Origin of the sequence: Massilia solisilvae, from assembly GCF_024753215.1 — a bacterium.
Lineage (GTDB): Bacteria > Pseudomonadota > Gammaproteobacteria > Burkholderiales > Burkholderiaceae_D > Telluria > Telluria solisilvae.
Map to the genome: position 1 here is coordinate 179607 of NZ_JANUGV010000002.1, position 14317 is coordinate 193923.

A 14317-nucleotide genomic window follows, 5' to 3' on the forward strand; every position below is an offset into this window, starting at 1 on the left:
GCCAGCGATGGCGGTTTTTTTATTTTCAGAGTTCAAAACGGAGAAACCGAGCATGCCCCGCACCGACGACTTACGCATCCGCGAAATGAAGGAACTGACGCCGCCCTCGCACTTGATACGCGAGTTTCCGGTAACCCCGGCGGCGGAGCACACCGCGGCGGGGGCGCGCACGGCGCTGCATCGCATCCTGCACGGCCAGGACGACCGCCTGCTGGTGGTGATCGGCCCGTGCTCGATCCACGACCCGAAGGCGGCGCTCGACTACGCCAGCCGCCTGGCCGAGCAGCGCCGCCGCTTGTCAGGCGAGCTGGAGATCGTCATGCGCGTGTATTTCGAGAAGCCGCGCACCACGGTCGGCTGGAAGGGCCTGATCAACGACCCGTACATGGACAACAGCTTCCGCATCAACGACGGCCTGCGCATGGCGCGCGAGCTGCTGCGCGACATCAACGAGATGGGCCTGCCGGCCGGCACCGAGTTCCTCGACGTGATCAGCCCGCAGTACATCGCCGACCTGGTCAGCTGGGGCGCCATCGGCGCCCGCACCACCGAGTCGCAGGTGCACCGCGAGCTCGCTTCCGGCCTGTCGTGCCCGGTGGGCTTCAAGAACGGCACCGATGGCAACATCAAGATCGCGGTGGAAGCGATCAAGGCCGCCTCGCAGCCGCACCACTTCCTGTCGGTGACCAAGGGCGGTCACTCGGCGATCGTGTCGACCTCGGGCAACGAGGACTGCCACATCATCCTGCGCGGCGGCAAGGCGCCCAACTACGATGCCGCCAGCGTCGAGCAAGCCTGCCAGCAGATCGCCGCGCTCGGCCTGGCCGCGCGCCTGATGATCGACGCCTCGCACGCCAACAGCAGCAAGAAGCCGGAGAACCAGGTCCCGGTGTGCGCCGACATCGGGCGCCAGATCGCCGGCGGCGACGAGCGCATCGTCGGCGTGATGATCGAGTCGCACCTGGTGGCCGGGCGCCAGGACCTGGTGCCGGGCAAGGAACTGACCTACGGCCAGTCGATCACCGACGGCTGCATCGACTGGGACACCAGCGTGCAGGTGCTGGAAGGACTGGCGGCCGCCGTGCGCCAGCGGCGCCTGAAGGACGAGTCGTAAATACTTCTTGCTAATTAGTATTTACCGGGATCAAAATCGTATGTATCACGCATACGAAAGGGATCCCGGTGCAAGACAGCAGGCAACAGACGGCGGCACTTGAAGCGGAAGTGCTCAAGGCAGTGCAGCGCGGCGACGAGCGGCGCGTGGCGCAGTTGTGGGAACGGCTGCTCGAGGTCGCGCCCGACCACCCGCGCGCGCTGCTGGCGCTGGGGCAGCGCGCGTTTCGTGCGGGCGACCTGGGGCGTGCACGCCAGCTGTTGGCGCACCTGGTCAAGGTGGACGGCCGCGACAAGCAGCAGTGGATCAACCTGGCCGTGGTTTGCCTCGCCCAGCAGGACGAGGCAGGCGAGGAAGAGGCGATCCGCGGCGCGCTGACGGTCGATCCGGCCGACCTGGTCGGGCTGATCCTGCGCGCCAACCTGTACCAGCGCCAGGGCCGGCGCCACGAGGCCGCGGCGGCCTACGGCGCGGTGGCCACGGTGGCCCCGCCGCTCGAACACCTGACTCCCGAGCTGCGCCCGGCCGTGCAGGACGCCATGGCCTACCAGGAGCAGTACCAGCGCGACTACGCCGCTTTCCTCGACGACTACCTGGCCCCGGCCCAGTCCGAACTGCAGGGCGAAAATCTGTCGCGCTTTCGCGAGTCGCTCGACATCATGACCGGCCGCAAGCGCCGCTTCGATTCGCAGTCGGCGCTGTTCCACTTCCATGGCCTGGCCCCGATCACCTTTTTCGACCGCGCCGCCTTTCCGTGGCTGGACGCGATCGAGGCGCAGACCGACGCCATCCGCGAGGAATTCCTGGCCGTGCTGGCCGAGGACAATGGCTTCGCGCCCTACCTGAACTACAACGAGGACCAGCCGCTGAACCAGTGGGTGGAGCTGAACAAGTCGCTGCGCTGGAGCGCCTTCCACCTGATCGAGGCCGGCCGGCCCAACGAGGCCAACGCCGCGCGCTGCCCGGTTACGATGGCCGCGCTGGCGGGGGCGCCGCAACCGGACCAGCCGGGCCGCACGCCGGTGGCGATGTTCTCGGCGCTCAAGCCGAGGACGCGCATCCCGCCCCACTGCGGCGTGAGCAACGTGCGCCTGGTGACCCATCTGCCGCTGATCATTCCGCCGGGCTGCGGCTTCCGGGTCGGCAACGACGTGCGCGAGTGGGTGCCCGGCAAGGCATGGGTGTTCGACGACACCATCGATCACGAAGCCTGGAACGACAGCGACCAGCTGCGCGTGATCCTGATGTTCGACATCTGGCACCCGCACCTGACCGAGGCCGAGCGCCGCATGGTCAGCGCCATGTCGCGCGGCATCCAGGCCTTTACCCAGACCACGGGCGGCTTCGGACTGTAACCAGCGTAGGGTGGGCAGGTCCTCCTGCCCACGCGTTCAGGCCAGGCATGCTCCGTCTGGACGACCCGCCCACCCTACCGTTCAGAAATAAAAAATCGCCGCCAGCGTTGCCACTGGCGGCGATCAACTGACGCCGGCAGGTACGCCGGCGGTCCTTCCCGGAAAATCAGAAGCGGTAGGTCAGGTTCGCATAGACGAAGCGGCCATACGAGTCATACACCTGCGGATAGGTGTTGCCGTTGCCGTAGCTCGAGCCAACCGAGCTGGACGATGCGATCGGCGGATCCTTGTCCAGCAGGTTGTTGATACCGACCGACAGCGCCATCTTCTTGTTGAAGCGGTAGGTGCCGCTCAGGTCGATGAAGCTGCGCGAAGCCATGTACGCGTCACGCTTGGTGTCGAGCTCGCCAGCCAGCAGCGGGTTCGCATCCAGCATGTCGTTCTTCACGCGGTCGAAGTAGCGCCAGGTGAGCGACAGGTCGAAGTTGTACGGGCTCGACCAGGTCGTGCGGAACTTGTGGCGCCATTTCGGGGTCGGCGTGTTGCAGGTCGGGCCGTACAGGCCGGCGCAGTCATACTCGCCCATGCCCGGCAGGTTCTCCACGGTGTAGGTCTTCACGTAGGTGCCGTTCAGGGTGAAGTCCAGGCCGCCCAGTCCAGCCAGCTTGGTGCGGTAGCTGGCGCCCAGGTCAACACCCGAGGTGCCTTGCGAACCGATGTTGGTCGTGCCGGCTTCCACGTAGCCGCTCTGCAGCAGCCACAGCGAGCCGAGCGAGTCGCGGTGCACCATCTTGCAGTACAGCGGGTTGCCAGTGGTCAAGCACTGCTGGAACACCGACTGCGCGTTCACGCTCTGGATCGCGTCCTTGATCTTCAGGCGGAATGCGTCCACCGTGATGGTCAGGTTCTTCATCGGGTCGAGCACGAAGCCGAGGGTGACGGTGTCGGCGGTTTCCGGCTGCACGTTCGGGTTGCCGCCGGTGCGGCCGTTGTACTGGTTGGTCGAGTTTTCCGCGACCTTGCCGTACAGGCTGGCCGGCAGGCCGGTGTTGGCGCACTGTGCCTGGGTGGCCTTCGGCTTCTCGCCGCCGCACGGGTCGTCGGTCGGGCCGGCCAGCTGCACCGATTGCGGGGTGTACAGCTCGAAGATGTTCGGGGCACGCGCAGCGCGCTGCACCGAACCGCGCACGCGCGCCATCTCGACCGGCTGCCAGTCGATGCCAACGCCGTAGGTGTTGGTGTTCGAGCCGGTGCTGTAGTTCGAGCGGCGGTACGAGGCCGACAGGTCCAGGTGCTTGGAGAACGCGGCGTTATCCAGCAGCGGCACCTTGATCTCGCCGTAGGTTTCCTTGACGTTGTAGGAACCTGCCACCGGGACGGTCGGGCCGCCCGAGCCGGACAGGTCGCCGGTCTGGTTCTCGAAGTCCGGGGTCAGGACCAGCTTCTCGACACGCTGCTCGTAACCGACCGACACGCCCACGCCGTTCTCGGCGGTCGGCAGCTTGATGCCGTAGGCGCCCAGGTCGTTGCCCAGGTTGATGCCGAACACGCTCTGCTGGGTGTAGCCGGAGTTGGTGCCGGCCGCCTGCAGGTAGTCCAGCGCCTCCTTGGTGATGCCGCCCTTGGTGTACAGGTTGTACGGGACGCACGACGGGTCGGTGCCGTCGACCACCGAGCGGCACACCGGTTTGCCGGTCTTCGGATCGGCCACCACGTCCAGCGCCTTGGTGATCAGGCGGCTCGAGAAGTAACCGGTGGCGTGGTCGTCGTGGTTCACGCGCGCGAACTGGCCGAACACGTCGTAGCTCCAGCCGCCGCCGATGGTGCCTTTCACGCCCAGCACTTCACGGAACGACATGTCGCTGATGTGGCTGTTGCGCGGGCCGCCTTCGACGTTGCGCTTGCCGACGGTGACGGTCGCGGTGTCGCCCGGCTTGTTCAGGCCCAGCGCGGTGCGCCATGCGCTGTTGAGCAGCGGGTTTTCGTAGGACAGGGTGGCTTGCTGGCCGTAGAAGATGCCGCCCGGCGCGATCTGCGCGTCGGTGGTGTACAGGTGGACGTTGAAGTCGCTGTACAGGCGCGCGTTCTCGTTGATGTCGTAATGCAGCGTCGAGTTGATGTTGTACTGGTCCGACGGACGCTGGAAGAAGTTCAGCGGGCCGAAGTTGTAGGCGTCGGTGGCCGACACGTACTTGCGCGGGTTGCCGCTGGCGTCCGGGGTCCAGCTGTTGATGCGGGCGATCGAGGTGCCCGAGCCGGAGCAGGCAAAGCCCGGGTCGGATGCGCCCAGCGAGCAGGCCGAGTAGTCGCGCTCGGATTGCAGCAGCGCGTCGGCGTGCTTGTGCGACACGAAGAAGGTGGCGTTACCCTTGTTGTCGGCAAAGTTGCTGCCAGCCAGCAGGCTGAAGTCGTACTTCTTGCCGTCGAAGCTCTTGTTGCCCGGCAGCGGGAAGCCCTTCTTGTTGACCACGGCCTGCACTTCGTCGCTGTGCTGCTGGTGGTTGGAACCGGACACGTTGGCCTGGAATTCCACGCCTTCGAAGCTGTCCTTCATGATGAAGTTGACCACGCCGGCCACTGCGCCCGAGCCGTACACGGCGCCGGCGCCGCCGGTCAGCACCTCGACGCGCTGGATCAGCTGCGACGGGATTTCGTTCAGGTCGGCTGCGGTGGTCAGCGCGCTGCCCGACGGCAGGCGTTTGCCGTTGACCAGCACCAGGGTACGGCCGGCGCCCATGCCGCGCAGGTCCACGGTCGCGGTACCGGTGGCGCCGTTCGAGATCGCCGCGCCTTGCGAAGCGAACACCTGCGGCAGGTTGTTCATCAGGTCCTCGGTGTTCTTCGGACCGTCGATCTTGATGTCCTTGGAGGTGAGGGTGGTGATCGGGCTGGCGCCTTCGGTGTTCAGGGTCGGGATGCGCGAGCCGGTCACTTCAATGCGCTGCATCGGTGCCTGTGCGGCCTCCTGCGCCAGCGCGGCCGAAGCGGCCACGGCCATGCCTCCTGCGAACATCAATCGAACTGAACGTGCTAGAACTGTTTCAACCATCATGATTTTGCGTTCCCGGTTAGTGCCATCCGGTCGGCTCGCGGCCAACGGCGGCATTCGTTATGAGGACCGCCCGCGATGGGTTACCCGGGCGGCATTTTTATTTACAGCCCGGCAATATCAACATTTGTCGAAATGCAAGTCAATCGTACATATAAGCTTCTGGCATAAATACAACTCAAATGGGAATTGTGTAGTAGAGCTTATTTACAAATCCCGCGCTTAGATGTATGCATGTTTGTTTTGCCAGCTTTTTCCCGCGCGCTGGCGCACCCCGCACGGGACGCAAAAAAGCCCGCCGGGCGCAGGGCGCGGCGGGCTTGGCCAAACAGGCGGCGCGTCAGAACTGGTACTGGGCGCTCAGGTAGAACGTGCGGCCCACCGCGCTGGCGTAGCGCGGGTCGTAGCCCAGCTGGTGCGAGCCGGTGTTACGCAGGGTCAGCGGCGGTTTCTTGTCCGCCAGGTTCTGGATGCCGCCGGTGATGCTCAGGTTCTTCATCAGGCGGTATTGGGTTTGCCAGTCGAACGTGTAGTAGTGCGGCACATCCAGTTGCACGTCCGCGCAGTCGCCGTTGGCGTCGCCCACCGTCACCGAGCAGTCCTCGGCGGTGTAGTGCTTGTCCTTGTAGCCGCTGCGGAAGTTGGCGCCCAGGGTATGCGTCCAGTTGCCGTACTCGGCGGTGCTGGAGGCGTGCAGCACGTGGCGGAAGCTGACCGCGTCGTTGCTGCCGAACTGGCCCAGGCTGGTTTCCCACTGGTCGCTGGTGCCCGGCGTCGTGTAGCGCGACTTGAGCAGCCAGGTGCCGGCCAGGCGGTTGGTCAGGCGCACGTTGTCGACCTTGGCCTTGAACAGCAGGTCGTAGTCCAGGCCGCGGTTCTCCTGCTGGCCGATGTTGATCGGCATGAAGATGATGGCCAGGGTCTTCTGGCCGGTCGAGGCCTTGTACTTGGTGGTGTACAGCGACAGGTACTTGTTCGGGTTGCTGGTGATCAGCCCCTCGCTGACATTGCTGACCGCGTTGCGGATCGCCACCTGCCACAGGTCGAACTTGGCGCTGAAGTTGGCGGTCGGCTCAAACACCGTGCCGATGGTCCATTGCTTCGACTTTTCCGGGCCCAGGTCCGGGTTGCCGCCCTGGAAGGCTTCAAGCTGACCCTTGCCGTCCGGGCAGTACTGCGCCAGCGGGTTGCCGGCCAGGCCGTTGGCGGCATTCAGCGGGCACACGTAGCTGCCGCCGGTCACGCCGAAGTCGGACAGCGGCTGGCCGATTTGCGACATGCTGGCGGCCTTGAAGCCGGTGCCGTAGGCGGCGCGCAGCAGCCAGGTCTTGCTCGGCTGGTAGCGGGCGCTGATCTTGTAGGTGGTGGCCGACTGGTCATGGCCGACGCTGGCGTTCTTGACCGCGTCGGTGATCTTGCTGATCGAGTCGTAGCGCAGCGAACCGGTCACCTCCAGGTTCTTCAGCACCGGCACCAGCAGTTCGCCATAGGCGCCGGCGTTCTTGCGCGAGAAGTCGAAGGCCGGCTGCGGGTCGTCGAACAGGATCTCGGCATTGCTCACCGCCGGGTTGCCGCGCTGCGCATAGCTGGTGGTGCGCCAGTCGGCGCCGATGCCCAGCTGGGCGCTGCCGGCCGGCAGGTCGAACAGGCTGCGCGAGGCGCGCACGTCGGCGCCCTTCATCAGGATGTCCACCGTGTTGTAGTTGCCGGTGTACTGGGTTTTCTTGAGCGCGTCGATCATCGCCGGCGGCATCTGGCCCAGCGCGTACGGGAACGGGTCGATGGTGCCGGCAGCCAGCGCGGCGTCGAACTTGTCGGCCAGCGGGAAACCGCCGAGGTAGTTCTGCGGCGAGTGGTTCTTCGACCAGGTCAGCGCCGAGTTGATGTCCCAGCCCATGGCGCTGCCGTCGATGCCGGCCACCACGTGGGTGGTCTGGCTGGCGTAGTCGTAAGCGCGGCCGCCCAGGTCCTGCAGGCGGTAGGCCACGGTTGCGCTGGAGAAGCCGGACAGCTGTTCCGCGGTCAGGTAGGGCTGCACGTACTTGGCGAACAGCGGCGAGCTCCGGGCCAGCGTGAACTCGGCCGGGTAGGGCGCGATGGTGGCGTACACGTGGGCGTCGTTGTAGGCCGCGGTGGCGAACGCCTTGAAGCCGGTGTCGCCCAGCTTGATCTCGCCGTTGGCATAGACGCCGTCGCGCTTGATCTCGGGCGAAATTTCGATCGAGGTGGTGTAGTCGAAGTAGCAGCGGCCATCACCCAGGTCCACGTGTGCGGCCGGACATTTGCCGTTGATCTTCAGGTAGGGGTTGATCGCGACGGTCTTGCTCGAGCCGGCGGCATTCTTGTATTTCACCGACACGTTGGGCGGGATCGAGCGCGACGAGCCGTTGAAGAACTCCAGCATCTGGCCGCTCTTCGGGTCGCGGAAATCGATGATGCCGGTCTTGGCGAAGTCGCGCTGCGCGGCCTTCATGCGTTCTTCTTCCTGGTGGCTGGCCGACAGGTACAGGCTGTAGCCGTCGGTCTCCAGGTCGCCGAAGCCCTTGCTGATGCTGTACGACTTGCCCTTGGCGCCCGGGTGCTGCGGCTTGGTGATGCGCGCGTCCACCGTCAGCGGCGCCGCGCCCTTCTTGAGGATGAAGTTGACCACGCCGGCGATCGCGTCCGCGCCATACAGCGCCGAGGCGCCGTCGGTCAGCACTTCGATGCGTTCCACGGCCGACAGCGGGATCGAGTTCACGTCGATGGTGGTGCCGGAGGTGGCGGGCGCGATGCGGCGGCCGTTGAGCAGCACCAGGGTGTAGGCCGAGCCGACGTCGTGGATCGACGCGGTGGTGATGCCGCCGCCGTTGCCGCCGACCGAGTCGGCCGCCACGGTAAAGCCCTGCATCACCGGCAGCTGCTGGATGAAGTCGGTGACCGAGGTCACGCCGCTGCGCTGGATGTCTTTCTGGTTGAAGGTCTGCACCGGCAGCGATGCCTCCGCCGCGATGCGCTTGATGCTCGAGCCGGTGATCTCGACGCGGGCCATCGGCTGTTCGGCCGCGGCCTGGTCTTGCGCCCAGGCGGCCTGCACGCCGAGCGCCATGCTGCCGGCGAAGATCAGGCGTATCGAGCGCGCCAGCACTGTTTCTTTGGTCATGTGTCTTCCTTGTACTTGTTGTCGGGAGTGACCGCATATGCACCGCAGCGCCAGGGCGCGGCGGCGTATTCACGGGCGGGGGGATGACATCACCTGTGTATGTCTCGGGTCAATCTGAGAACATTGCTTATGTGAAAATACAACGAAATACCACATGCATACCGGTGCATATGTTTACAGCACCGTTCCCAATGCGGTAAGGGAGCGTCCGGCACGCGCTTTTTTTGTGCCAACAGCCGCCCGATATCGGTTATCGTTACACCTTCCGCTGGTGCTTGAGGGCAATGCGCACCAGCCTCCTCGGGACGTTTTCATGTTTGCTTATATCCTCCGGCGGCTCTGGCAGATGCTGCCGACCATGGCGGGCGTCGTGGTGCTGGTGTTCGTGCTGTTCAACTGGGTCGGCGGCGACCCGGCCTACCTGTTGGCAGGCAAGATGGCCAATGCCGAAGCGATCGCCAACATCCGCAAGCAGCTCGGCATCGACGAGCCGTACTACGTGCAGCTGTGGATCTTCGTCAAGCAGATCCTCACCTTCGACTTCGGCAACGCCTGGAGCACCGGCGAGCCGGTCGCGCACATCATTTCCAGCCGCCTGGGGCCGTCGCTGACGGTGCTGGTGCCGCTGACCATTCTCGAGACCCTGTTCGGCATTGCGGCCGCGCTCACGATCGCCTTCGTGCGCGGCTCGCTCACCGACCGCCTGGTGATGGTGGTCTGCACGGTCGGCATGTCGATCTCGATCCTGGTGTACATCATCGTGTTCCAGTACCTGCTGGCCTACAAGATGGGCCTGTTCCCGGTGCAGGGCTGGGGCGAGCACTTCAGCGAGAACCTGCTGCGTTACGCCCTGCTACCGATCCTGATCGGGCTCACCGTGTCGATCGCGCCCACGCTGCGCCTGTTCCGCAGCTTCGTGCTCGACGAAGTGGGCCAGGACTACGTGCGCACCGCGCGCGCCAAGGGCATGCCCGAGCGCCGCGTGGTATGGGTGCACGTGCTCAGGAACGCGGCGATCCCGATCATCACCCACGTCATGGCCAACCTGCCGGCGCTGCTCATCGGCGCCTTCCTGCTCGAGCGCTTCTTCGGCATTCCCGGCATGGGGCGCGAAGTGATCCTCGCGGTCGAGCGCAGCGACTTCCCGGTGATTAAGGCGATCACGGTGTACGTGGCCGCCGCCACCATGGTGTTCAACCTGCTGGCTGACCTGATGTACCAGGCGGTCGATCCGAGGGTGCAACTGAAATGAGCGGTAATCCGGTGACCCTCGATCATGTGGCTTCGCCCGGCCTGTGGGCGCTCGCGTGGCGCCGTCTGCGCGCCGACAAGGTGGCCATGGGGTCGCTGGCGGTGGTGGCGGCCTTTTTGCTGATGCTGGCGCTGTCGGCCAGCGGCCTGGTGGCGGCCGACTGGGAGGACGAGGTGGCCGTGAACTACGCGCCGCCCACCTTCATGGGGCCGGACCCGGCGCTGGCCGCGGCCAGTGCGCGCGCCACGCAGCCGGTGCCTGACAACGCCTTCGACCCGCTCGCGCCCGAACTGCGCGAACTGCGCGCGCAGCTCGACAAACAGGGCGTGAAGGCCCAGCGCGAGCGCCGCGCCACGCTGCCCTTCGGCGCCGACAAATGGGGCCATGACATCATCAAGAAAACCATCAAGGGCGGCGAGACCTCGATCGTGGTCGGGCTGGTGGCCGCGCTGGTGGCGGTGGCGCTGGGCACGCTGTTCGGCGCCGTCTCGGGCTTTTACGGCGGCCGCGTGGACGACCTGTTCAACTGGTTCTACAGCGTGTTCACCTCGATCCCGTCGATCCTGATGATCCTGACCGTGGCCGCGGTGCTGCAGCAGAAGGGCGTGCTGACGATCGTGCTGATCCTGGGCCTGACCGGCTGGACCGGGCCGTACCGCCTGATCCGCGCCGAATACATCAAGCACAAGGCGCGCGAGTACGTGATGGCGGCCGACGCGATCGGCGCGTCCAGCTGGCGCAAGATGTTCGCCCACATTTTCCCCAATGTCTCGCACGTGGCGCTGGTGCAGGTGTCGATTCTGGTGGTCGGCTTCATCAAGGCCGAGGTGATCCTGTCTTTCCTTGGCTTCGGCGTGCCGGTCGGCGTGGTCTCGTGGGGCAGCATGCTGGGCGAGGCGCAGAACGAGCTCATTCTCGGCAAATGGTGGCAGCTGACCGCGGCTGCCAGCGCGATGGCGCTGCTGGTGACGGCGTTCTCGCTGTTCACCGACGCGCTGCGCGACGCGCTCGACCCCAAACTGAAGTGAGGCTGGCGATGACATCCACCATGCTGCTGTCGGTGCGCGACCTGCGGGTCTCGTTCAGGACCGACAAGAAGAACACCTTCGAGGCGGTCAAGGGCATTTCCTTCGACATCCCGCACAATGCGACCGTCGCGCTGGTCGGTGAATCCGGCAGCGGCAAGTCGGTGAGCTCGCTGGCGGTGATGGGGCTGCTGCCGCCGGAGACCACCATCATCGACCCGCGCTCTTCGATCCTGTTCGGCGAGCGCGAGGTGATCGGGCTGCCGGTGGCCGAGCGGCGCCGCCTGTGCGGGAAGGACATCGCGATGATCTTCCAGGAGCCGATGTCGTCGCTGAACCCGGTGTTCACGGTGGGCTTCCAGATCGGCGAGGTGCTGCGCCGGCACATGGGATTGAGCCAACGCCAGGCGCGCGCGCGCACGCTCGAGCTGCTCGAGGAAGTCGGCATTCCCGACCCGGCCAACAAGATCGACGCGTTCCCGAGCCAGATGTCGGGCGGCCAGCAGCAGCGCGTGATGATCGCGATGGCGATCGCCTGCGAGCCGCGGCTGCTGATCGCGGACGAGCCGACCACGGCGCTGGACGTGACGATCCAGAAGCAGATCATGGAACTGATCGCGCGGCTGCAGAAGAAGCACCAGATGTCGGTCCTGTTCATCACCCACGACCTGGGTCTGGTGGGCGAGATCGCCGACCGGGTGATCGTGATGCGCCATGGCGTGGTGCGCGAGGAGGGCACGGCCGCGCAGGTGTTCGGCGCGCCGCAGGACGCCTACACGCGCGCGCTGCTGCATTGCCGGCCCAGGCTGGACGAGCGCCCGCTGCGCCTGCCCGTGATCGACGATTACCTGTCCGGCAGCGTGACGCCCGGCATCGTGCTGCCGCAGCGCGAGCGCGGCTATTGCGCCGACGACGAGAACGTGCTGGTGGTGAAGAACCTGTCCAAGAGCTTCTGGCTGCGCGAGGGCCTGTTCGGCAAGCGCGAGTTCAAGGCGGTCAAGGACGTGTCGTTCAACCTCGCGCGCGGCAAGACGCTGGGCGTGGTCGGCGAATCGGGTTCGGGCAAGACCACGGTCGGCCTGACCCTGCTGCGGCTGCACCGCGCCACCGGCGGCAGCGCGATCTTCGACGGCCGCGACCTGGTGACGATGGCCGACCGTGACTACCAGCCCTACAAGCGGCGTATCCAGATCATCTTCCAGAACCCGTACGCCTCGCTCAACCCGCGCTTTACGGTCGGGCAGATCCTGCTCGAGCCGATGCGCATCCACCGCATCGGCGCGAGCGACGCCGAGCGTGTGGCGATGGCGCAGCACCTGCTGGCGCGCGTCGGGCTGCCGGCGCAGGCCTTCCACCGCTACCCGCACGAATTCTCGGGCGGGCAGCGCCAGCGCATCGCGATCGCGCGCTGCCTGACCATGAAGCCGGAGATCCTGGTGTGCGACGAGTCGGTGTCGGCACTGGACGTGTCGGTGCAGGCCCAGGTGCTCAACCTGCTGCAGGACCTGCAGGACGAGTACAAGATGAGCTACATCTTCATCTCGCACGACCTGTCGGTGGTCAAGTACATCTCGGACCAGGTGATGGTGATGCACCACGGCAGCGTGGTCGAGATGGCCGACTCGGACGAGCTGTACCGCAATCCGCAGCAGCCATACACGCGCCAGCTGCTGGCCGCGATTCCGCGTGGGGCGTAACACCCAGCGTACTCGCCGGTAGGGTGGGCGGCTCGTCCGCCCACGCGTTCAGTCGCCGCCAGGTTCATCGCCATGCCCGCCGGAGCTGGACGCGTGGGCGGGAAACCCGCCCACCCTAGGTAAATCACCGCGCGCGGAAAACCCTGCTGCAAAGATGCATTCTCAATGCATCTTTAGTGATAAGATGCAACCCTAGCATTTGAAAGGGAAGCATCATGAACATCGAAAAATTCAAACACCAGCACCTGGACATCCTTGCCAGCATCACGCGCCTGCGCAAGCTCGCGCACGCGGGCGTGGCCGAGAACGCGGCCGCCATTGCCGAGGCGATCGTCGGCTTTTCCGGCATCATCAAGCTGCACCTGGCGGTGGAAGACCGCAGCCTGTATCCGGCGCTGGAAGCGAGCGGGGACGCGGCGCTGGCGCGCATGAGCCGCGCCTACCAGAGCGAGATGGACGGCATCGCCGGCGCCTACCTGCAGTTCGCGGCGCGCTGGAACACGCCGCGCCAGGTGGCCGGCGCGCCGGACGCGTTCCGCGAGGACGCCAACGTGGTGCTGCGCCAGCTGTACGAGCGCATCAAGCGCGAGGACCACGAGTTCTATCCCGCGATCGACGCGGCCACCGCGATCGCCTGAGAAGGTTGCCAAAAAGCCGCGCGCGGCCAGCGGGCGCCGCGCTTTTCCGCTACCATCCACCCATGTCCCAGCTCGCCCACCTCATCCAAACCTACGGCCTGTTCATCGTGTTCGGTATCGTCCTGCTCGAGCAGGCCGGTTTGCCGATCCCGGCCATGCCGGTCCTGATCGTGGCCGGTGCGCTGGCGGTGGACGGCCAGGTCAACTGGGCGCTGTGCCTGGTGGTCAGCGTGGCGGCCTGCCTGGTGAGCGATTATTTCTGGTTCCGTGCCGGCCGCTACTACGGCAAGCGCATCCTGCGCCTGTTGTGCCGCATCTCGCTGGCGCCCGATTCCTGCGTCGGCCAGACCGAAGACAACTTCAGCCGTTTCGGCCCCAACGCGCTGGTGGTGGCCAAGTTCATCCCTGGCCTGAACACCGTCGCGCCGCCGCTGGCCGGGGCCATGGGCACCACCACGCCGCACTTCCTGGCGCTGTCGGTCGCCGGCGCGTCCTTGTGGAGCGGGGTGGGCGTGGGCGTTGGCGCGTTTTTCCACGACAGCGTGGATGGCGTGCTGAGCGTGTTCGAGTCGATGGGCACCACGGCGCTGGAAGTCGTGCTGGGGCTGCTGGCCCTGTTCATGCTGTACAAGTACGCCGAGCGCCGCCGCGTTCGGCGCGAAATGGCCGTGCCGCGCATCGATATCGAGGAACTCAGGGCGCTGATCGACGGCGGCCACGACCCGGTCATCATCGACGCGCGCGGCACCACGGCGCGCCAGCTGGAAGCGGCGATCCCGGGCGCGCTGGTGTACCTGGACCACGAGCCGGACAAGCTGATGGCCACGCTCGACCACGACCGCCACATCGTCGTCTACTGCAGCTGCCCGAACGACGTCACCGCCGCCCAGGTGGCCAAAGAATTCCTCACCAAGGGCTTCCACCGCGCCCGGCCGCTGCAGGGCGGCCTGGATGCCTGGAACGCCTACCACGCGCTCCCGGCCGCGCCGGCCCAGCCCTGCGGCTGCCCCGGCACCTGAGCAAGTCATCCCGGCACGTACTGCCG

9 protein-coding genes are annotated in these 14317 nt (G+C 66.0%); 7 read left to right on the forward strand and 2 right to left on the reverse strand.

Annotated elements, in window-relative coordinates:
- The first annotated feature begins 52 nt into the window (after positions 1-52).
- Together aroG and NX773_RS23605 are read left to right on the forward strand one after the other, a co-directional pair.
- On the forward strand, positions 53-1114 hold the full coding sequence (gene aroG / locus NX773_RS08890; RefSeq protein WP_258855991.1) for a 3-deoxy-7-phosphoheptulonate synthase AroG: 1062 nt from the start codon (positions 53-55) through the stop codon (positions 1112-1114).
- A gap of 68 nt (positions 1115-1182) precedes the next feature.
- Entirely contained in the window at positions 1183-2469 is a 1287-nt protein-coding gene (locus NX773_RS23605; protein WP_258855992.1) for an aspartyl/asparaginyl beta-hydroxylase domain-containing protein, read from the forward strand.
- 166 nt (positions 2470-2635) lie between these two features.
- Here the strand turns inward: NX773_RS23605 and NX773_RS08900 are convergent, their stop codons facing one another.
- Both NX773_RS08900 and NX773_RS08905 read right to left on the reverse strand, forming a co-directional pair.
- Positions 2636-5467, reverse strand: a complete 2832-nt coding sequence (locus NX773_RS08900) for a TonB-dependent receptor domain-containing protein (RefSeq protein WP_258855993.1) — start codon at positions 5465-5467, stop codon at positions 2636-2638.
- Between the two features lie 391 nt (positions 5468-5858).
- Positions 5859-8660 (reverse strand): TonB-dependent receptor domain-containing protein, encoded by a 2802-nt coding sequence (locus tag NX773_RS08905; RefSeq protein ID WP_258855994.1) that lies wholly within the window; start codon positions 8658-8660, stop codon positions 5859-5861.
- Positions 8661-8973: 313 nt separating this feature from the next.
- On the opposite strand from NX773_RS08905, the gene NX773_RS08910 reads away from it, so the two are divergent.
- From NX773_RS08910 to NX773_RS08930, 5 genes are all read left to right on the forward strand, one after another.
- On the forward strand, positions 8974-9912 hold the full coding sequence (locus NX773_RS08910) for an ABC transporter permease (protein WP_258855995.1): 939 nt from the start codon (positions 8974-8976) through the stop codon (positions 9910-9912).
- On the forward strand, positions 9909-10940 hold the full coding sequence (locus NX773_RS08915) for an ABC transporter permease (RefSeq protein ID WP_258855996.1): 1032 nt from the start codon (positions 9909-9911) through the stop codon (positions 10938-10940). Before NX773_RS08910 ends, NX773_RS08915 begins: the two co-directional genes overlap by 4 nt.
- Positions 10941-10948: 8 nt before the next feature.
- Positions 10949-12634 carry an ABC transporter ATP-binding protein gene (locus NX773_RS08920; protein WP_258855997.1) on the forward strand — a complete coding sequence of 562 codons (1686 nt, stop codon included), beginning with the start codon at positions 10949-10951 and terminating at the stop codon, positions 12632-12634.
- A 215-nt stretch (positions 12635-12849) separates the two neighbouring features.
- Positions 12850-13272, forward strand: coding sequence for a hemerythrin domain-containing protein (locus tag NX773_RS08925; RefSeq protein ID WP_258855998.1), 423 nt, complete (start codon positions 12850-12852; stop codon positions 13270-13272).
- Positions 13273-13334: 62 nt separating this feature from the next.
- Positions 13335-14291 (forward strand): DedA family protein/thiosulfate sulfurtransferase GlpE, encoded by a 957-nt coding sequence (locus NX773_RS08930; RefSeq protein WP_258855999.1) that lies wholly within the window; start codon positions 13335-13337, stop codon positions 14289-14291.
- The last annotated feature ends 26 nt before the right edge of the window (positions 14292-14317 follow it).

Bases quoted from the DNA above. Each gene is read 5' to 3' on its own strand.
- NX773_RS08915 (WP_258855996.1), top strand. From the start codon at position 9,909: ATGAGCGGTAATCCGGTGACCCTCGATCATGTGGCTTCGCCCGGCCTG.
- NX773_RS08910 (WP_258855995.1), top strand. From the start codon at position 8,974: ATGTTTGCTTATATCCTCCGGCGGCTCTGGCAGATGCTGCCGACCATG.
- NX773_RS08905 (WP_258855994.1), bottom strand. From the start codon at position 8,660: ATGACCAAAGAAACAGTGCTGGCGCGCTCGATACGCCTGATCTTCGCC.
- aroG (WP_258855991.1), top strand. From the start codon at position 53: ATGCCCCGCACCGACGACTTACGCATCCGCGAAATGAAGGAACTGACG.
- NX773_RS08925 (WP_258855998.1), top strand. From the start codon at position 12,850: ATGAACATCGAAAAATTCAAACACCAGCACCTGGACATCCTTGCCAGC.
- NX773_RS08930 (WP_258855999.1), top strand. From the start codon at position 13,335: ATGTCCCAGCTCGCCCACCTCATCCAAACCTACGGCCTGTTCATCGTG.
- NX773_RS08920 (WP_258855997.1), top strand. From the start codon at position 10,949: ATGACATCCACCATGCTGCTGTCGGTGCGCGACCTGCGGGTCTCGTTC.
- NX773_RS08900 (WP_258855993.1), bottom strand. From the start codon at position 5,467: ATGGCCGTGGCCGCTTCGGCCGCGCTGGCGCAGGAGGCCGCACAGGCA.